Origin of the sequence: Nonomuraea sp. NPDC049750, from assembly GCF_040659625.1 — a bacterium.
Lineage (GTDB): Bacteria > Actinomycetota > Actinomycetes > Streptosporangiales > Streptosporangiaceae > Nonomuraea.
In genome coordinates this window covers 22,417-41,346 of sequence record NZ_JBFANB010000030.1, presented here as the reverse complement: position 1 = coordinate 41,346, position 18,930 = coordinate 22,417, and the positions used below count along the sequence as shown (strand labels likewise).

Below are 18,930 nucleotides of genomic sequence, written 5' to 3'. Positions count from 1 at the left end.
ATGGCGACCCCGAGGACCACCCCGCGGACGATCCTGTGGAAGCTGCTGCGCGACGACGGGATCATCGAGTCGATGGACATCACGCCGGCCCCGGTGATCTCCGGAGCGCCGCTGGTCGTCGAGGTCGCGACCGCCGGCGTACGCCGCCTCGACGGCCTCCTGTACGGCCCCGGAGGGGAGCGGGAGCGGCTCGCGTTCGAACACGTCGAGAGCGGCGAGTTCGGCGACCTGTGGCGGGCGGAGGCCGTGGTGAAGACCGTGGGGGTCTGGCGGGCGCGGGCCGGCGCGCGCGGTGACGCCGTGGAGGACACCTTCACGGTGGCGACCGATGACCAGGCGGGCGCGGTGACGCGGATCGACGGGTTCAGCCTGGCGCCCGATCCGGTGCCCGAGGGCGACGAGCTGACCTTCACGGGGGTTCTGCGAGCAGACGACGCGAGACTTGGCGGTCGGCCGATCCTGCTGGAGTTCCGCGCCGACCAGGAGTTCGCGTGGACCGAGATCACCCGTACGGAAACAGGGGAGGACGGGGAGTTCAGGACGGTCGTCATCGCCCAGAACTCCGGCTTCTGGCGGGCGGAATTCCCCGGCTCCGGCACACCCAGCTCCGGGAGGCCCGGCACGGGGAGCGGTCTGTCCGCCGACGCCGAGGCGCTGCGCGGCTCGCGCAGCGCCCAGCAGCACTCGGAGGTGGAGAAGAAGGGCCTCTACCAGGTATCTCACACGGTCAGCGGCCAGTCTGTCCCGAAGAACACCACCGTCCGGCACACCGGCACGGTACAGAAGCGCGACAGCGTCAACGACCCCTGGAGCACGCTCAACAACGAGACGGCCGAGCTGTTCTTCAAGGGATCCGGCACCAACCGCAAGAGCGTCACCAAGGGCAAGGGCAGATACCTGATCAAGGCCAAGGCGGTGAGCAGCGGTGCGTGGGGGGTGAAGATCTCCAGCTCCGCCAACGAGTTCGCGGAGATCAGGGTGACCGTCAACTGAGTCCGCCCCTCGCCTGATGAACCCACACGGCGCCCTGCGGCTCGTCGAGGTGATGAGGGTCGGACACAACGATCCGGTCATGCTGAACGGGCACGAGCTGATCCGGGCCGTGGTGGAGCTGGCTGAGCGGGCCTAGCAGGCAGGGCCCGGTGCAGCCCCATCGGCTGCACCGGGCCCGTACCGGTTGAGTGGGATCAGTCGCGATAAGTCCTGACGTAGTCGAACCGGGCCACGGCACCTGACTTGTTCATCGAGACCAGCCCGATCTTGAGCCGCTCCTTGGCCGGCAGCGTCCACACGCCGTTGTGGACCCAGTGCTCGCCGTCCCTGCTGGTGGCCGCGCGCACCTCGGTCTCGCTATGCGCGGTGTCGGCGTGGTGGGACAGCCGCAGCCACATCGTGTCAGCGGTCGGGCCGCCGAACATCGGGCCGTTGAAGACCGCGGTCGGCGGGGTGGTCGTCGGCCGCTCCCCTTCCTTGGCGAACTCGCTGAGCTGGACCACCGCCCCGTCGCCCCGCTGCAGCGGGACCACCGAGTGCACCATCTTGAAGTACCGGTCGTCATTCTCGTACAGCAGGATCCCGGCCTGCTGACCCGCTTGCGTGGGCGCGAAGTCGATCTTCGTCTCCACCGTGTAGTCGCCCTCCGGCGCGTCCCGCAGCAGCACCGAGGCGGTGTTGGTGCCTTGGTACAGCTCGGCGTTCTGGGTCGGCCAGGACAGCGCGCCGCCGGTCATGGTGACGCCGGCCGCCGGGCCGCGTACCCACTGCCAAGGCGAGCCGGGGACGGTGTCGCCGTTGAACTCGTCGCTGTAGGCGGGCAGCAACGGACCCGGCTGGGGGTCGGGCACCCGCTCGGTGACGGGGGTGTACAGCTTCGCGGCACCGACGTTGTCGGCATCGGCGCCGCCGCCGCGCGCGACCGCGCCGACCGAGCCGTGACGGGCCGCGGCCTCCGGCAGGCGACGGGTCTGCTCGGCGACCGGGTCACCGAGCTGGTCGGCGCTCACCTTGACCCTCAGTTCGGTACCGCGCAGCTCGGCCACCACGTTGTGCCAGGTGCCGAAGTCGAACCCGGCCGGCAGCGCCGTCACCGACCTGCCGCGGCTCCTGCCGCCGATCACCACGTCGGTGACCAGCGCGCGGCTGTCCCGGTCCAGCCAGGCCACGACGTTGTTCTCGCGGTTGGCATAGGCGAGGGTGAGGCCGACGGCGCCGGCGGTGACGCGCAGGTCCGCCTGCGCCCGTACGTCGGCGGTGGGGGCCTTCTTCGCAGAGACCAGGTACGCGGTGGCGCTTCCGGCGTGGCTCGCGTACCCCCGCGCGTCCTGATCGGTCCGCACCGACCAGCCGCCCTCGGCCCGCCAGCCGGTCAGGGAGCCGTCGTTGAACGTGCCGCCGGCGGCGAAGGAGGCCACCGGCGCGGGCTGGGCGCCTTCGGACGGTCCGGCTCCGGCGCGTACCACCGGCCAGCCGTCGATCCAGTCCAGCCGGTCGATCAGCAGCGGGCGCTTGCTCAGGCCCGCGAGCCGCCCGCCGCCGATCGGCGGGAAGTCGGGGTCGGCCGTCGAGATGCCGTGGTAGACGAGCCAGTCCTGGCCGGACAGGTCGGTCTGGAAGCCGCTGTGTCCCGGGCCGGCCCAGCGGTTGCCGTTGGCGCCGACCACGATGGCGCCCTTGCTGGTCAGGTCCATCAGGTTGACGCCCTCGTCGTCCACGAACGGGCCCGACGGGGTGGTGGCCCGGCCGACCTTGACCTGGTAACCGCTGTAGGCGCCCTGGCAGCAGCCGGCGTCGGAGTAGAAGAGGTAGTAGAAGGCGTCATGCCGGACGACGTACGCGCCTTCCATCCGGCGCCCCCTGGCCACCTGGGTCGCCGCGCCTTCGATGCGGGTGGCGTCGGCGTTCATCTTCGCGACGCAGATGACGTCGTAGCTTCCCCAGTACATGTACGGGGTGCCGTCGATGTCGGTGAACTGCGCCTGGTCGATGTTGCCCGTGGGGCAGGTGGTCGAGGACGGCAGCACGTCACCCGAGTCGGTCCACGGCCCGGTCGGGGTCGGTGCCGTCGCCAGCCCGAGATCACCTCCGTTGGAAGAGACCGAATAGTAGAGGTAGTACTTGCCGTTGATGTACCTGACGTCCGGCGCCCACAGCCGCGCGGCGTTGTGCCAGGCGGGCTGGGTCTCCGGGGTGAAGACCTGCCCGGCGTACTCCCAGCGCACCATGTCCTTGGATCGCAGGATCGGCAAGATCCGCTCGCCGTCCTCGCCCTTGCTGTTGAACACCGGGTTCTGGGTGCCGTAGGCGTACCAGAACCCGTCCTTGCCGTGGATCATCGTCGGGTCGGGGAAAGTGTCGACCACGCCCGCCGACACCGGGTTGGCGTACGTGCTCGGCGCTTGCGCCGCCGCCGGCGGGCCGATGACCAGGCCGGACAGCAGGACTGTGAGGCCGAGGGCCCGGCTGAGCCGCGACAAACGATCATGGGGTTGGGGCATGCCGCAGAGTCTGTCGGCGCCCTATTTTTCCGTCAATAAACCGGAAAAATACGCAAGACGCGGGCCGTGGTGGCGTGCAAGGCCGCCGGAGCGGAAACCTGATCCCGCCCCGCTCAGGGTTCTATCTGGTCGGCCACACAGGCCAGGTACAGGGCCAGGCGGGCTCGGTGATCGTCCGCCGGCCGGCCTGACAGCTGGGAGATCTTGTCCAGGCGGTAGAGCAGTGTGTTGCGGTGGATGTTCAGGACGGCCGCGGCCCGGACCAGGTTGAAGCCGCTCTCGCAGTACGCGATGACGGTCTGGCGCAGCATCGGCCAGTCGGGGCGGGCTCTCAGCCCGGCGGTGGAGACGCCGGCGAAGCGCGAGCGCGCCCTGCGCGGCGCGGCGGCCAGCAACTGGTGGACGCGCAGGTCGCCGATGGAGTGGACCTGGGCGTCGGCGTGGACGCGCGGCCCGAGGCGCAGCGCCGTGGCCGCGTCCTCGTAGGAGTCGTGCAGTCCGGGGACCGAGTCGGCGGCGACGCCGAGGCCGATCCCGACCCGCAGCCCGATCCGCTGGCGGATGTGGCCGGCGAGCGGCAGGCAGAGAGATCGGAGGTCGGTGCCGGCGGGCCGGCGGGGGAGCGCGGCGAAACGGCTGGAGGTCATCGCGGCGACGAGGTCCTGGGAGCCGGAGAACGTCTCGCGGATGGCACGGAGCAGCATCGAGCGGACGCCTGATCCGTCGTGGCTCGGCGCTCCCTCCCCGACGTCGACGATCACCGCGGTCCGCTCGGCCCGCAGGTCGTAGCCGAGTTCGCCGGCCCGCGCGACGAGATCTTCGGGGTTGACCACATCCGGGTCGAACCGCGCGATGTCGCGGAGCAGGTCCTCCACCGTCCGCTCCAGCAACAACCTGGAGCGCAGCCGCATCGACTCCTGCAGCATGATCTCCGTCTGCCGCTTGACCACCAGCCCGAAGCGCTGGACCCGGGCCGGAGAGCCGGTGATGCCGACCGTGCCCAGCGCCCTGCCGTCGATGATGATCGGCAGCGTGATGCCGGGCCGTACCCCCTGCAACCGGCGGGCCTGTTCCGCGGAGTGCGCCGCGGACTTCAGGGTCCGCATGACCTCCACCGACGCCTCATGGAAGGAGCCGATGCGGCGGGTGTCGCCGCTGCCGATGACCAGGCCGTCCGGATCGGTGATCAGCACGTTGAAGCCGATGATCTCGCTGGTGTCGCCGGCGATCCCCTGGGCGAGGGTGGGCGTGAGGACCGGCGGCCAGGGTTGTGACATGCGCGCCACCTCCATCGTGCGAATCGTACGACAAAGAACCGAAATATCCCGCTAACTATGAATTTATCGTCCAATGACGCTCAGGTGAAGCTCGTCTACGGTGGGCGCAATACGAGTTCTGGGGGACATATCGGAAAGAGGTCGCCATGAGTCGGAAAAGCGGCTTTATAGTCGCATTGATCGCGATTAACGTCCTTGCAGGGTGTGGATCCGACAAACCTTCCGCTAACTCCTACAACACTCTCGAACCGGGCGTGCTCAAGGTCGCCGTCCAGCCGTACATGCCCTACACCGCGGTCCGCGGCCAGGACCTCGTGGGCATCGACAGCGAGATCCTCCAGGCCGTCGCGAAGAAGCTGAACCTGAGGCTCGAACCTCAGGTCACCGACTTCAGCGGGATGCTCGGCAACGTGCAGGCCCGCAGGGTCGACATCTCCATCGGCGGTATCGCGTGGACGAAGGAGCGGCAGACCCAGGGCCTGTTCACCGACCCGCCCTACTACTCGCCGCCGGCGATGGCGGTGCACGGCGACCAGCGGTACGCCACGGTCGCGAACCTCGCAGGACTCCCGCTCGGCACCGTGACCGGCTACGTCTGGGTGAAGTCGATCCAGGCCATCCCCGGCGCCAAGCTGCACGCCTACCCCGACGCGCAAGGGGTGTTCAACGACCTGTCCGCCGGCCGTATCCAGGTGGGCTTCCTCGATCCGCTGCTGATCATCTATACCCAGCAGAAGCGCCCTGACATGCGGTTCAGCACCCGATACCTCACCGCCCCGACCGATGAGGAGGTCAAGAAGCAGGCGGCGTACGAGTATCTGCGGCCGTACATGACCAGTTTCTACATCCCCAAGGAGGAGCCCAAGCTGGAGCAGGCCGTCTCCCAGGCGATCAGAGGCATGTACGCCAGCGGCGAGATGGCCGCGCTGATCAAGAAGTACGGCGGCGACGCCCAGCAGTTCCTCAAGCCCTCACCGTGGATGGCCCAGCAGCGGCGCGGCGTCGATCGCCCGGCCGACTGGCAGCCGCCCAGCCTGTAACGGAGGCGCGACGTGTTCAAGGTTCCCTGGTCCGACTACACCGACGCGCTCCTGCAGGGGTTGCTGCGCACCGTGGAGTACGCGGTGCTGGGCTTCGCGGGAGCGGTCGTGCTCGGGCTGCTTCTCGCGCTCATGCGGCTGAGCGGATCGCGCCTGGTGCGGCTGCCCGCCTCGATCTATACCGAAGTCTTTAAGAACGTCCCGCTGCTGGCGATCATCTTCGTCACCTACTTCGGGCTGACCTCGATCGGCGTCCGGTTGGGCGCGATCGAGGCGGGCGCGCTCAGCCTGGTGGTCTTCTACGCCGCCTACCTGTCGGAGATCTTCCGGTCCGCGCTGGCCGGGGTGGACGGCGGCCAGCGGGAGAGCGCCCAGGCTCTGGGCATGAGCACGCTCGGCACGTTCGCCCACGTGATCTTCCCGCAGGCGCTCAGGCTCGCCCTGCCCGGCACCAACACGATGCTGGTGGACCTGCTGAAGTCCACCTCGCTGCTGGTGACGATCTCGGCGGCCGAGCTCATGACCCAGGCGCAGCTCATCACGTCGGACACCTTCAGGGCGCTGGAGGTCTACCTCGTCATCGCGGCGATCTACTTCGCGCTCTGCTATCCGCTGTCGCAGGCGTTGCTCTGGCTGGAACGGCGGGTCAGGGCGGGATCGCCGCTGCTCATGGGCAGGCGTCGCCGCCTGCGCAAGGCCCGCGCGCTGCTGGAGGGTTCATGACACCGCTCGTGAGGATCGACGGGCTGATCAAGTCCTTCGACGACCGCCGGGTGCTCGATGAGGTCAGCCTGGAGGTACGGCCGGGCGACATCGTGAGCATCCTGGGCCAGAGCGGCGGTGGCAAGAGCACCCTGCTGCGCTGCGTCAACCTGCTGGAACGGCCCGACGGCGGCATCATCGAGCTGGCCGGCGAACGGGTCCACCCGGCGGGCGGCGACCTGGCCAGGCTGCGCCAGCGCGTCGGCATGGTCTTCCAGCGCTTCCATCTCTTCCCGCACCTGACAGCGGTGGAGAACGTGGTGCTCGCGCAGATGAAGGCGGCCGGCGTCGGCGAGGACGAGGCGGTGGCGACGGCCGTACAGCTCCTGCGCAGGGTGGGACTGTCGCACCGTGCGCTCGCCTTCCCCGAGCAGATGTCCGGCGGCGAGCAGCAGCGGGTCGCCATCGCCAGGGCGCTCGCGCTCAAGCCCGCGGTACTGCTGTTCGACGAACCCACCTCGGCCCTCGACCCCGAGTCGACCGGCGAGGTGCTGCGCGTCATGCGCACCTTGGCCGACGACGGCATGACCATGCTGATCGTCACCCACGAGGTGCCCTTCGCCAGGGAGATCTCCGACTGGGTGGCCTTCCTCGACCGGGGCCGCGTCGTGGAGGAAGGACCGCCGCAGAAGGTGCTCGACGACCCGCGCGAGGCGCGGACGAAAGCCTTCCTCGCCTCCTATGGGCCGGTACGGTGAGCGCGCCGCCCGTGGTCGTGATCGGCGGCGGCGCCGTCGGCCTCTGCACGGCCTTCTACCTGCGGCGGCAGGGCGCGGAGGTGCACGTCGTCGACCGGGGTCCCGTCGGCGGCGGCTCCTCACGTGGCAACGCGGGTTGGGTCTGCCTGAGCCACTCCGCGCCGGTGCCCGCGCCCGGCGTCGTCCGGTACGCCGTCGCCTCGATCGGCCGTCCTGACTCTCCGCTGTACGTGCGGCCGCAACCGACGCTGGCCTTCGCCCGCTGGCTGCTGAAGTTCCGGCGGAGCAGCACCAGAGAGGTGTTCGAGCGGGGCTACGCCGCCGTCGCCCGCTTCGCCGAGCCCGCCTTCGAGCGCTACGGAGAGCTGGCGGCGGCCGGGGTCGACACGACCCTGACCAGACCCGGCCTGGTACACGCGTTCCTCTCGATGGAGGAGGCCACGCGCTTCCACCGCACCCAGCGGGCCATGACATGGGCGGGGTACGACGTACCCGACGAGATCCTCACCGGCAGAGACCTGCTGGACCTCGACCCCGCGCTCGGCGGCAAGGTCACGGCGGGCTACCGCGTGCGCGGGGAGGGCGTGCTCGACCCGACGGCCTTCGTCGAGTCGCTCGCCGCCCACCTGCGCAAGGCCGGGGTGAGCATCACCGAGCACGCGGCCGTGCGGGGGTTCCGCATGCGCGGCGGCCAGGTGGCCGCGCTGCGCCTGCCCGAGGGCGATCTCGACTGCTCCGCCGTGGTGGTGGCCGCCGGGTCCTGGTCGGCGGACCTGCTGCGCGGCCTCGGAATGCGGATGCCGCTCCAGGCGGGCAAGGGCTACAGCTTCTCGGTCGACCTCGACCCCGCCCCGGAGCACCCCATGTACCTCGGGGACAAGCACGTCGCGGTCTCACCCATCGCGGGGAGCACCCGCATCGCCGGGACGATGGAGCTCAGCGGCAACAACCGGCGCCTCGACTGGCGGCGCGTGGTGGCCATCGCCCGCGCCAGCCGCGACTACCTCGGCCCGTGGTACGACACCCCCGACGACCTGATGGCGCTCATCCGCGACCCCTGGGTGGGCGGGCGGCCCATGCTTCCTGACGGTTTGCCGGTGCTCGACCGGGTCCCCGGCACCCCCAACGCCTACGCGGCCACCGGGCACGGGATGCTCGGCATCACACTCGCTCCGGCGAGCGGCCGGGCGATGGCCGACTACGTCGTCACCGGCCGCCGCCCGGCCGAGCTCGGGGCCTTCCGCGGCGACCGACGCCGCGTCTAGGAGCCGCGGACGTTCCACCACCCGCGCGTGCATCGCCAGGACCTGCCGCGGTGAGCCCGGCTACCGGGCGGGCGACGTCGAGCCGTTGTGCGAAGGCCGGGCGCGAATCTGCAGCATGGAGCCCACGTGGTCCAATTCAAGGTGGATGATCTCGTTGGTGCCCGTTTCGAGCAAGGGAGCCGGGACGTACAGGGTCTGCTGAGGTCCTTGCTTCCAGTAGCGGCCCAGTAGGACGCCGTTGATCCAGACGTATCCCTTGCCCCAGCCGGGCAGCGCCAGGAACGCGTCCGCGGGCTCGGCCACCTCGAGCGTGGTGCGGAAGAACGAGAGCGGCTCGCTCGTCGCTCCCGGCTGGAATCTCAGCCGTGATATGTCCTCCAGCGGGATCGGCCGCGCCGTATATCCGTGCACGTATTGGTGGTGGTGCAGGACACCGCCGAGGATGCCCTTGCGCTCGCCGAGCAGCGGACCGTAGTTGGTCCGTCCCATCGATTCCACGAGGATCTCCAGGGCGGCGTGCCCGGCCGCGAGCAGCGCGGGAGGATCGGCGTCCCGCTCGACGACGCCCGCGAGGCGGCCGTCGACGAAGACGTGCGCGCGGTCGCGTACCTCGCGCAGGGTGAGCGGGTACGGTCCGCGCGGACCGGGAACGGTCGCCCGGTACAGGACCAAGCCGTGCTCCAACCCCAGGTCCTCGAACGTCGGCGGCATCGGCGCGGTGGTCTCCGGCCGCGCGATGGCCTCCAGTGCCTCGCGCAGCGGCACCGAATGGGCGGGGCGTAGCGTGGCGGGCGGCAGCGTGGCGGGTACGGGTGGCACGTCGGGGAGCTCGCCGCTGTAGCGGGAGAGCACGTCCCGGAGCCGCCAGTACTTCTCGGTGGGCGCGCCGCGCTCGTCGATGGGCGCGTCGTAGTCGTAGGAGGTCACCGTGGGCCGCCATGGGCCGGCGCTGTCGTCCCCGGTGCGGTTGGCGCCCGCCCAGGTGCCGAAGCTGGTGCCGCCGTGCGCCATGTACAGGTTCACCGACGCTCCCGCGGCCAGGATCCGTTCCAGGACGTCCGCGACGTCCCGCGGGTCACGGGTGACGTGTTCGTGCCCCCAGTGGTCGAACCAGCCGCACCAGAACTCCATGCAGAACAGCGGGTCGCCCGGCCGGTGGGCGCGCAGCGTGGCGAAGGCCCGCTCGGGCTCGGAGCCGAAGTTCACCGTGGCCAGCACGCCGTCGATCGTGCCACCGGTCAAGTAGTGGTCGGCCGGCCCGTCGGACGTACACAGGGGCACTTCGATGCCGCGGCTGATCAGGCCGTCCGCCAGGTGGCGCAGGTAGGCGTGGTCGCTGCCGTAGGAGCCGTACTCGTTCTCCACCTGGAGCATGATCACGTTGCCGCCCCGGGTGACCTGGCGCTCGGCCACCCGCGGGATCAGCCGGTCGAAGTAGCGGTCGACGTGGGCCAGGTAGCCGGGGTCGCTGGTGCGAAGGGCACCGGTCAGCCAGGTGGGCAGCCCACCGTTGTCCCATTCGGCGCAGATGTACGGCCCGGGCCGCACGATCGCCAGGAGTCCTTCGGCCGCCGCCGCGTCGAGGAACGCGCCGAGATCGTCCAGGCGGCGGAAGTCTCCCGGCCGCGGCTCGTGCAGGTTCCACGGCACGTAGGTCTCGACCGTGTTGAGGCCCATCGCGTGCACCATGGCCAGCCGGTGCTTCCACTGCTCGGGGTGCACGCGGAAGTAGTGCACCGCGCCCGACAGCACCCTGTACTCCGCGCCGTCCAGCCGGAATGAGCCGCCATCGACGGAGAAGTCACGCATCTCGCCGATCACCTGCTGATTCCGGCGGTCATGCCGTCGACGATGCGGCGGCCCAGCCAGAGGTAGAGCACGATCATGGGGTAGACCAGGATCACGATGCCCGCGAACATGCCGCCCCAGTCGGAGCTGTACTGCATGCTGCTGTACAGACCGAGGAGCGCGGCAGGCAGGTTGCGTTCCTCGGGGAGAGGAGCGATCAGCAGGGCCAGCAGGGTCTCGTTCCACAGGCCCATGACGTTGAGCACGAACACGGTCGTCAAGCCCGGCTTGGCCACGGGCATGATGACCTGAACGAACGCGCGGAGCGGGCCGGCGCCGTCGATCTCGGCCGCCTCCTCGATCTCGTGCGGCAGCGAGCGCATGTACCCGGTGAGCACGAACACCGCGAAGGGCACCGACAGCGCCACCTGGAAGACCAGCAAGGTGATGCGGTTGTCCCACCAGCCGGTGACCCAATCCTCCATGAAGGTGTAGACCGACAGCTTGATCACCACGATCGGCACCAGGATCGTCTGGATCGGGATGCTCAGCCCTATCGCGAAGTAGCTGATCGCGGGGCCGGCGACGCGCCGGCTTGAGCGGGCCAGCACATAGGCGGCGGGGGCGGACACCACCACGATCAGCACGGACCCGAGAAGGGTCAGCACCACGCTGTTCATGGCCGCGGCGGAGAATTCCGCCGCCTGCCACGCCGAACTGAAGTTGTCCCAGCGCAGGCTCTTCGGCAGGCCGAACGGATGCAGCCACACCTCGCCCGAATCCTTCAGCGACTGGATGCCCACCCACCCGACCAGGGCGAGGTTGAAGGCCACCCAGGCCCACAACGCGATGGCCGTGGCCCGGGGCAGCAGGATGTCCCCGATCAGACGTCTCATGACAGCTCCACTCGCTCACGTCTGGTGATGCGCCGGGTCAGCACGATCAGTACGGCCGTCACGAGGAGCGTCATCACGCCCATGGCGGCCGCGCTTCCCAGATCCGGCAGGCCGGCGCCCTTCACCACGATGTACTGCTGCACCGCGATCGTGCGGGCGGGGATCGGCGGCGCGGCGGCGGTTCCCGCGGTGGTGAAGGCCAGCACGATGTCGAAGATCTTCAGGCTGCCGACCACCCAGAGTACGGCGGCCACGGCGAGGACGTCCCAGGTCAACGGCAGCGTGATGTGCCGGAACTGCTCCCATTTGGTGGCCCCGATGAGCTGGGCGTCCTCGTACACATGCGTCGGGATGGCGTCGGCCGCCGACATCATCAGCGCGACGTAGAAGCCAGTGCTCGACCAGACCAGCCCGCCCACGACGCAGCGGAACACCATGTCGGGGCCGAGCCAGGGCCGCGGGTCCAGGCCGATCCACTCCAGCACGGTGTTGACCGCGCCCTCGGGGTTGAGCAGGAAGCCCACCGCCGCGCCGATCGCGATGATCGAAATGACCATCGGCAGGAAGACGACGGCCCGGATGAAGGCCCGCCCCTTGAGCTGCCTGAGCACGACCATGGCGAGGAACGTGGCGCCGAAGATCAGGACGCCGCCGACGACCGCCATCACGAAGGTGTTGGTGAAGGCCGTGACGAAGACGTCGTTGTGCAGCAGCGCCATGTAGTTGTCCAGCCCGCGCCAGGTCATCTCCGAGCCGGGCCCCGACCATTTGGTGAAGCCGACCCAGATCCCGAACAGCGAGGGTGCGACGAACAGCAACGTGTAGATCAGGAGCGCGGGCAGCAGAAAGGGCCAGAAGGCCCGTTCATAGGTTTTCATCCAGTCGCCAGGTGCTCGGCGGTGCGCTTCTTGCCCTCGCGGACGAACGTGGTCGCGTCGATCTTGCCGGAGAGGAGCTTGTCGTTCAGCGGCAGGAACATGTCGCCCCACCAGGTCTTGTCGGCGCCCGCGTAGTCGTAGCTCAGGTGCGTCTCCTTGGCCTCCAGCACCGCCTTCTGCACGTTGGCCATGTTCGCGGGCGCGGGCACGTCGCCGCGCGAGGAGATGTTCAGCGCCACGGTCGAGAACTGCTCCATGTACTTCTTCTGCAGCGCGAAGGCCAGGAACCTCTTGGCCGTGGCGACGTTCTTGCCCTTGGCGTTCACGCCCCAGCCGAGGGTGCCCACCTCGATGGACTTCTTGCCGCCGGTGGGTACCTGGAACGAGGCGACCTTGAAGCCGGGAGCCAGCTGGGGCTGGACCTCGCTGGCCAGCCAGGTGCCGTTGAGGTTCAGGTCGTACGTGCCCGCCGCCCAGGCGTTCTGCGCGGCGGGGAACTTGGTCGCCATGAAGTCCCGCTGGAAGTAGCCGCCCTTGGCGAGTTGTTCGACCTTCTTCGCGGTGTCGAGCACCTGGGGCTTGTCCCAGTTGGCCGGGTCCTTGGCCAGCTCGGCGAGGCTCCCGGCGCCGTTGGCGCCCACCAGCAGGCTGTAGAACCAGAAGACGTTGTAGAAGGCGATGGTGCCGTCCTGGCCGATCGGGGTGCGGCCGGACTTCTTGGACTCGTCGAGGAAGGCGATGAACTCCTCCCAGGTCTGCGGGTTCAGCCCGGGGTGCTTGGCCGCGTCGTACCAGATGGCGGTGGAGATGATCGTGTGCGGGAGGTAGGCCAGGCCGTTCTTGCCGGAGGAGGCCCGCCGTACCGGCTCGGGGAGCACGTCCTTGACCGTCTTGCCCTCGCCGGGGACCTGCGCGTTCTCCACGTCGTCCATGGGGCCGATGATCTGCTGGGCGGTCAGCGTGTCGATGTCGCCGGTGGTGGTGTCGAACAGGTCGGGGCCTTGGCCGGAGGCCATCTCGGCGTTGAGGTTCTCGTTGCCGGTGCGGCCGACGAACTTCACGTCGACCTTGGTGCCCGTCTCCTTGGCGAAGTCGTCGAAGATCGTCTTGATGATCTTCGACTGGGGTTCCGCCGCGCCCCAGGACGAGCGGTACGACAGCGACTGCTGGGCGGGTTCGCCGCTGTTCTTCTTGCCACAGGCGGCCAGGCCGAGGGCGCCGATCAGGAGGACGGCCGTCAATTTACGCATGGTGGGGGGCCTTTTCTATCGAGACGACGGTACGGGTGTGCCTGGCCTGTTCCGCGGCCCAGACCACCCGGTGGGTGGCGAGGCTGGTTTGCGCGTTGGTCGAGACCAAGGCCGGGTCGTTGTCGCGGACGGCGGCGAAGAACGCCTTGAGCAGCGCCCCGTCACCCCCTCCGTGCCCGGAGGCGGCCGAGGCGTCCGCTCCGGCGAGGGCGTCGATCACCGACACCTCATTGGTGAGGAAGTCGTGCACGCGCAGCGTCTCGCCGTCGCACTCGATCGAGCCGCGCGTGCCGAAGATCCTGGTCTTCCTGTGCTCGAGCGCGCCGAAGGCGGTCATGGTGCAGGTGGCACTCGTGCCGTCGGCGAACTCCATGATCACCACCTGGCTGTCGACGACGTCGTTGTCGCAGGCGTAGACGCATCTGCCGTACGGGCCCTCGCGCAGGGCCGTGAGCACGCCCTCCTCGGTGAAGTCCCTGGTGATCGCGCCGAGTGGCCAGATGTGCCGGTTCGGATCGGCGAGGGAGTCCATGTAGAGCCGCTTGGCCGAGTAGGGGCAGGTGGGTTCGATTGAGCAGTCCAGGCATCGCTCGGCGGCCTTCGCGGGCTGGTTCTCCTTGGTGAAGTGGGCCAGCTTGCCGAAGGAGGAGACCCGCTCGGGCACTTCACCCTTGATGTGCACGAGCCAGTCAAGATCATGGCAGGCTTTGGCGAGGAGCATCGGGGCCGACTCGGCCTCGTTCCGCCAATTCCCGCGCACGAAGGAGTGTGCCTGGTGCCACCAGCCGACCTGCTCCAGGTGCTGGATGTTCATGATCTGGCCGATCCTGCCCGCGTCCAGGAGCTCCTTGAGCCTGGTGGTGTAGGGCGTGTAGCGCAGCACATGGCAGACCGCCAGGATCACGCCGTTGCGGTCGGCGGCCGCGGCGATGGCCGCGGCGTCCTCTTCCGTCGGGGCCATCGGCTTCTCCAGCAGGATGTGGTAGCCCAGATCGGCCGCGCGTACGGCGGGCTCAAGGTGCAGGCGGTCCTGCGTGGCCACGATCACCGTGTCGGCCAGCCGATCTCCGGCCAGCAGGTCCCGCCAGTCGGCGAAGACGCGTTCGGCCGCGATGCCGTGCTCGGCCGCGAACTCCGCCCGCCTGGCCGGGTCGGGCTCGGCGACGGCCACGACCTCGGCCGACCCGGCTTCGCGCGCCAGCCTCGCGTAACCTGCGCCGCGCAGGCCCGCTCCAATCACGGCAAGAGTGACCATTCGCATCCCCTATAGTGAGACTTACTAATGAAGGATGTTTTTATTTCTGCCGCATAGCATCTGTCAAGGGGGCAAGCATGACTATCCGCGGCGGCGACACCTCGCGGCTACGCCGGATCAATCTCGTGACGACGCTCCGCACGGTCCGGGCGCGGGGGCCGCTCGGGCTGACCGACCTCGCCAAGGAGGCCGCGCTGTCCAGGCCGACCGTGGAGGGCCTGGTCGAGGAGCTGCTGACGGCGGGCTGGCTCAGGGAACTGCCGCCGGAGAGCGGCCAGATGGGGCGGCCGGCCAGGTTGTTCGCCTTCCACGCGACGGGCGGTCACGTGCTCGGGATCGACATCGGCTCCTTTACGCTCCGGGCCTGCGTCGCCGATCTGGACGGCACGGTCGTGGCCGCGCACGACGAGCGGACCACCGCCACCGCCGGCCGCGCCGAGCGCCTGGCCGGCCTCAGGAGGGCGATCGCGGGCGCCTTGGCGGCCGCCGGGCTGACCGCCGACAGCGTCGCCGCCGTCTGCGCGGGCACCACTGGCGTGGTGACCCCCGAGGGCGTGGTGAAACTGTCGGTCGGCCTGCCCGAGTGGACCGGCCTCGATCTGGCGGGTGAGTTGCGGGCGAGCTTCGACTGCCCCGTACTGGTGGAGAACGACTGCAACCTGGCCGCGCTCGCCGAGCGTTGGCGCGGCCAGGCCCGCGACATCGACGACCTGGTGTTCGTGCTGTCCGGCGTGCGCACCGGCGCGGGCATCCTGGTGGACGGCAAGCTGCTCAAAGGAGCCAGGGGCGGCGCGGGCGAGATCGGCGCGCTGCCGCTGATCGGCTGGCACCGCGCGCCCGTCCATCTGACCGGTTTTCAGGGTCTGCCGCCCGGCACGGCGCCGCAGGACGCCGCCGCCCAGGTCTTCGCCGTGGCCAGGTCCGGCGACCCGGCCGCTCAGTGGGCGGTCGATCAGTACGCGCGCGACCTGGCCGAAGGCATCGCCGCGTTGGTGCTGACCGTGGATCCCGAACTGGTGGTGATCGGTGGCGGCGTCTCGCGCTCGGGCAACGTGCTGCTTGAGCCGGTGCGCCGGCACCTGGACCCGTTCTGCCTCGAACCCCCCGTGGTGGTGATCTCCGACCTGGGGGAGCAGGCCGTGGTCCTGGGTGCGGTACGGCGCGCGCTCGATCACGTCGACGCCCGCCTCTACGACTTCGACGCTCCCCTGCCCAAGCCATCCGCTTGAGGATCATCGCTGTCGCGGTGCCGCGGATGGCGCCCGTCGCCTGACCAAGGCGACGGGCGCGAATCTGCTTGCTCACCGGCGTGCTAGATGGCGGCTACCTGGGCTGACCGTTCGTCGCCGAACGGATGGCCGGCAGGTTGTAGAGCTCCAGCTCATAGACGGCGTACATGCTCCAGCGGGTGTAGTTCGCATCGTTGATCTTCAGGCGTAGCTTCCTGACGCCTTGCAGGTCGGGAAGATCGGCGGCCGAATACTCCATGACTCCGTCGTCATCGTCGTGCGTCCACCGGAACGCGGCGCCCCGCACCGCGGTCGTCCAGTCGGTGCCGTTGGCCGAGACCTCGACGTCCACATCGGTCAGGCCCTGCGGAATGCCACCACGGGTCGCGACGACGAGCGTGTTGAACGCCTTCGGCTCCTTCCAGTCCAGCACGATCTCGTGCGGGAACGGATTCGCGTCGGTGTAGCCCTGCTTGGCGGCGAACATCGTGCCGTATTCGCCGTCGACCATCTTCTGCGGGCCGTATTGCACGCCGCCGTCGCCATCGCGGGCGGCCGAAGCGGATACCGCCGAATAGCTTCGGGCGATGTTGGCCTCCGCCGTGTTCACCGCGCCCTTCACCAGCGTGAGCGCATAGGTCTTCGCGGTCTTGCCATCGCTTGCCAGCGTGCGGATCTCGACCTTGTTCTTGCCGTTCGCCACGTTGACGTCGACGCTCGCACCGTTGGCGACCGGGCTGCCGTCGACGGTGATCGTGCCGCCGGCGTCGGTCAGCGTCGGGGTCAGGCCGACTGTGCTCTTGCCCTCGTTGACGAGCAGCGTGTAGTCACCGCGATATCCCTCGAAGGAGAATTCCGAGACGTTGGTGAGCTTGAGATCCTTCAACGTCGCGTCGAAGTGCTGCTGCCCGGGCGCGAGTCGCACACGGAATCCGTCGAGCCGCACCTCTCTGTTCTCCAGGTTGGTGAGCTGGATCTGGTGCTTGCCCGGTCTCAACCCGGTCTTCTGATACGCGGTGAAGCGGTCGTACTGGACCGCCTCGTAGAGATCGAGCACCGTGGCCGGCCCACCGTCGACCGACACGGACACCTTTCCGGTCGTCGTGTTCTTCTCGAAGAACGCGTCGATACCGGTGCCCTCGAACTCGTAGGTCGCCTTGTCACCGGCGCTCTTGCCGATGTGCACGCTGCCGAGGTACGCGGACTGCCGCTGCCGCGGCGCCCAGCCGGCGGAGTAGCCGATGCCGCTGTCGGTGTTGTCGACCAGGAAGGTGTTCGGGACGTCCTGGCCCTCGTAGGGGCTGGTCGGCTGGGGAACGGCGCCGACAGGCTCGCCCGCGGCCGCCCGCACGAGGTAGCCGTGCAGAGCGTCGAGATAGGCCGGGTCGAGCGTGTAGCGCCGCGGGTCCTCCGGGCTGATCGCGCTGTCGACGATCCGCTGGGCCAAGGCCGGGTCGCGCTTCTTCAGGATGTAGAGCAGCTCGTAGTCCTCAAGACCGTCGCGCTGCGCCTCGAGGCGCACGCTGCTCTTCACCGTCAAGTTGGCCTTGTCGGGATAGACGATATAGGAGTCGCCCTTCCAGGGACCCACGTACCACGCGTTCCACGCCCAGTGCAGATGACCCTGCACGCCCTCACGCTCGAGGTCCCAGAACAGCATGCGGCCGGTCATCGTCGGCTGCGTCCAGAAGCGGTTGAGCCACGGGGGAGTGTTGACCTCGCACGTGTAGACCCACAGGTCCTGACCCGCGGCCTGTTGTGCCTTGTAGCCGGCCTTCTTGCGCTCGAACGCCGGTGTCAGCGGAACCCAGGTGTCGACATAGGGCTTGGTCCTGTCGTCGAGCAGGATGCCATCGGGATCGGCGTCCATGGTGCGGAAATCGGCGCCGATATCGGCATTGATCTGCTTGATCTTGCGCGCGACATAGGTCCAGAGGTTGCGCTGGTTGGCGGTGATGGGCTCGTCACTGATGTGCTGATACCACGTCAGGCCGTTCGTGTAGCCCTTGCTCTTCAGGTGCTTGTACAGCGCGGTCAGATAGTTCGTCAGGAAGGCGTCGGTGACCGGCAGACTGTCCGGCAGCTTGGTGTTCCAGCTGTCGTCAGGCTTCTCGTTGTCCGGCATCTTGTTCAGCGCGTGAACGAGATGCTGGTTGGCGAAGTTGGTGATCCCGCGCCGCTTGAACGTCTCGACGTAGCGGTCGAAGTTCGTCCAGTCGATGTCGCCCGGGATTCCCTTGACCAAGTCCGACAGCTCCGTGCCGGTGGACTGCAGGAACAGGTCGGTGCGGAGCCAGACCATGTTGGTGCGATATTCGGCGAGCTTGCGGGCGAACTCGTCCATGAGGCGGAACCACGCGTCGCTGTAGGTCTCGACACCGTAGTAATACTTGCCGACGTCGTAGGCCTGGCTGGCCGCACCGTTCCAGCTCAAGCCGTCCCAGGTGAAGCCGTTCGTCATCGTCCAGTGGTAATTGGTGAACGGTGACTTGTCGATCGTGGGGACCTCGACGTTGCTCACATTGACCTGGATCGGGACCGGGTAGGTGCCGCGAGTCGTCTCGACCGTCGCCGTACCGCGATAGGTGCCGGGCGCCGTGCCGCGGGGCACGAAGCCGGTCACGAAGACGGGCTGAGTCTGGCCGGCCTCGACCCAGGTCGCCTGGTCGTTGGACAGCGGGTCCGGCATGGCCGACTCGGGATAGAGCAGGTTGCCCTCACGGTCGGGGAAGAACGGGTTCGCCGCGACCTTGCTGTCGTCCTTGTAGGCGACGAAGTGGTAGCTCAGGTTGGCTCCCGCGATCGGCCGCTTGCCGCCCGCGGTCAGGTTGCCGAACCGTACGCGCTCGATACGCAGCCGTTCTTTCGCGCGCACGGCGATCTGCGCGCTCTCGTACTCACCGCGGGCGGCCACGAGATTGATGGAGGTGCTCGGAATCTGCGGGACCGTCGTCGTGCGGTAGACGGTCTTCTGTGGACTCTCGACCCAGAGCTGTGCGGCCTTCGCACCGGCCATGGCGGCTGGAACGAAGGGGGTGAACGGTGCGAGCAGCAGGGTGGCGCAGAGTAACGGGATGGTTCTACGTCGCATGGCCACT

Annotated in this window: 14 protein-coding genes; 6 read left to right on the top strand and 8 right to left on the bottom strand. The window is 68.8% G+C overall.

Annotated features, from left to right (window positions below):
- Nucleotides 1-993 carry a hypothetical protein gene (locus tag AB0J16_RS46800; protein WP_358552302.1) on the top strand — a complete coding sequence of 331 codons (993 nt, stop codon included), beginning with the start codon at nt 1-3 and terminating at the stop codon, nt 991-993.
- Between the two features lie 194 nt (nt 994-1,187).
- Here AB0J16_RS46800 and AB0J16_RS46795 read toward each other — a convergent pair whose 3' ends face one another.
- On the bottom strand, nt 1,188-3,494 hold the full coding sequence (locus tag AB0J16_RS46795) for a family 43 glycosylhydrolase (RefSeq protein WP_358552300.1): 2,307 nt from the start codon (nt 3,492-3,494) through the stop codon (nt 1,188-1,190).
- 113 nt (nt 3,495-3,607) lie between these two features.
- Nucleotides 3,608-4,771, bottom strand: coding sequence for a sugar diacid recognition domain-containing protein (locus AB0J16_RS46790; protein WP_358552298.1), 1,164 nt, complete (start codon nt 4,769-4,771; stop codon nt 3,608-3,610).
- Between the two features lie 254 nt (nt 4,772-5,025).
- Between AB0J16_RS46790 and AB0J16_RS46785 the strand changes: the two genes are divergently transcribed.
- From AB0J16_RS46785 to AB0J16_RS46770, 4 genes are read left to right on the top strand one after another with little or no spacing between them, the layout of a single operon-like run.
- Nucleotides 5,026-5,811 (top strand): transporter substrate-binding domain-containing protein, encoded by a 786-nt coding sequence (locus tag AB0J16_RS46785; RefSeq protein WP_358552296.1) that lies wholly within the window; start codon nt 5,026-5,028, stop codon nt 5,809-5,811.
- Between the two features lie 12 nt (nt 5,812-5,823).
- On the top strand, nt 5,824-6,534 hold the full coding sequence (locus tag AB0J16_RS46780; protein WP_358552294.1) for an amino acid ABC transporter permease: 711 nt from the start codon (nt 5,824-5,826) through the stop codon (nt 6,532-6,534).
- Nucleotides 6,531-7,271, top strand: a complete 741-nt coding sequence (locus tag AB0J16_RS46775) for an amino acid ABC transporter ATP-binding protein (protein WP_358552292.1) — start codon at nt 6,531-6,533, stop codon at nt 7,269-7,271. Before AB0J16_RS46780 ends, AB0J16_RS46775 begins: the two co-directional genes overlap by 4 nt.
- Complete coding sequence (locus AB0J16_RS46770; protein ID WP_358552290.1) at nt 7,268-8,536, top strand: FAD-dependent oxidoreductase; 1,269 nt, start codon at nt 7,268-7,270, stop codon at nt 8,534-8,536. The genes AB0J16_RS46775 and AB0J16_RS46770 overlap by 4 nt, the downstream gene beginning before the upstream one ends.
- Before the next feature lie 60 nt (nt 8,537-8,596).
- Here the strand turns inward: AB0J16_RS46770 and AB0J16_RS46765 are convergent, their stop codons facing one another.
- From AB0J16_RS46765 to AB0J16_RS46745, 5 genes are read right to left on the bottom strand one after another with little or no spacing between them, the layout of a single operon-like run.
- Nucleotides 8,597-10,345, bottom strand: coding sequence for a beta-galactosidase family protein (locus AB0J16_RS46765; protein ID WP_358552288.1), 1,749 nt, complete (start codon nt 10,343-10,345; stop codon nt 8,597-8,599).
- Nucleotides 10,346-10,353: 8 nt separating this feature from the next.
- Nucleotides 10,354-11,220, bottom strand: a complete 867-nt coding sequence (locus tag AB0J16_RS46760) for a carbohydrate ABC transporter permease (protein ID WP_358552286.1) — start codon at nt 11,218-11,220, stop codon at nt 10,354-10,356.
- Nucleotides 11,217-12,098, bottom strand: a complete 882-nt coding sequence (locus AB0J16_RS46755) for a sugar ABC transporter permease (RefSeq protein ID WP_358552284.1) — start codon at nt 12,096-12,098, stop codon at nt 11,217-11,219. Before AB0J16_RS46755 ends, AB0J16_RS46760 begins: the two co-directional genes overlap by 4 nt.
- Nucleotides 12,095-13,339 (bottom strand): extracellular solute-binding protein, encoded by a 1,245-nt coding sequence (locus AB0J16_RS46750; RefSeq protein ID WP_358552282.1) that lies wholly within the window; start codon nt 13,337-13,339, stop codon nt 12,095-12,097. Before AB0J16_RS46750 ends, AB0J16_RS46755 begins: the two co-directional genes overlap by 4 nt.
- 1 nt (nt 13,340) lies before the next feature.
- Entirely contained in the window at nt 13,341-14,603 is a 1,263-nt protein-coding gene (locus tag AB0J16_RS46745) for a Gfo/Idh/MocA family oxidoreductase (protein ID WP_358552280.1), read from the bottom strand.
- A 77-nt stretch (nt 14,604-14,680) separates the two neighbouring features.
- Between AB0J16_RS46745 and AB0J16_RS46740 the strand changes: the two genes are divergently transcribed.
- Nucleotides 14,681-15,832 (top strand): ROK family transcriptional regulator, encoded by a 1,152-nt coding sequence (locus tag AB0J16_RS46740; protein WP_358552278.1) that lies wholly within the window; start codon nt 14,681-14,683, stop codon nt 15,830-15,832.
- 94 nt (nt 15,833-15,926) lie between these two features.
- Here the strand turns inward: AB0J16_RS46740 and AB0J16_RS46735 are convergent, their stop codons facing one another.
- A complete protein-coding gene (locus AB0J16_RS46735; protein ID WP_358552276.1) occupies nt 15,927-18,923 on the bottom strand; it encodes a glycoside hydrolase domain-containing protein in 2,997 nt (998 codons plus the stop codon).
- Nucleotides 18,924-18,930 lie beyond the last annotated feature (7 nt).

What these genes read in the sequence shown, in the direction of transcription:
- AB0J16_RS46745 (WP_358552280.1), bottom strand. Translation starts at nt 14,603, where the DNA reads ATGGTCACTCTTGCCGTGATTGGAGCGGGCCTGCGCGGCGCAGGTTAC.
- AB0J16_RS46755 (WP_358552284.1), bottom strand. Translation starts at nt 12,098, where the DNA reads ATGAAAACCTATGAACGGGCCTTCTGGCCCTTTCTGCTGCCCGCGCTC.
- AB0J16_RS46790 (WP_358552298.1), bottom strand. Translation starts at nt 4,771, where the DNA reads ATGTCACAACCCTGGCCGCCGGTCCTCACGCCCACCCTCGCCCAGGGG.
- AB0J16_RS46735 (WP_358552276.1), bottom strand. Translation starts at nt 18,923, where the DNA reads ATGCGACGTAGAACCATCCCGTTACTCTGCGCCACCCTGCTGCTCGCA.
- AB0J16_RS46775 (WP_358552292.1), top strand. Translation starts at nt 6,531, where the DNA reads ATGACACCGCTCGTGAGGATCGACGGGCTGATCAAGTCCTTCGACGAC.
- AB0J16_RS46760 (WP_358552286.1), bottom strand. Translation starts at nt 11,220, where the DNA reads ATGAGACGTCTGATCGGGGACATCCTGCTGCCCCGGGCCACGGCCATC.
- AB0J16_RS46795 (WP_358552300.1), bottom strand. Translation starts at nt 3,494, where the DNA reads ATGCCCCAACCCCATGATCGTTTGTCGCGGCTCAGCCGGGCCCTCGGC.
- AB0J16_RS46740 (WP_358552278.1), top strand. Translation starts at nt 14,681, where the DNA reads ATGACTATCCGCGGCGGCGACACCTCGCGGCTACGCCGGATCAATCTC.
- AB0J16_RS46765 (WP_358552288.1), bottom strand. Translation starts at nt 10,345, where the DNA reads ATGCGTGACTTCTCCGTCGATGGCGGCTCATTCCGGCTGGACGGCGCG.
- AB0J16_RS46800 (WP_358552302.1), top strand. Translation starts at nt 1, where the DNA reads ATGGCGACCCCGAGGACCACCCCGCGGACGATCCTGTGGAAGCTGCTG.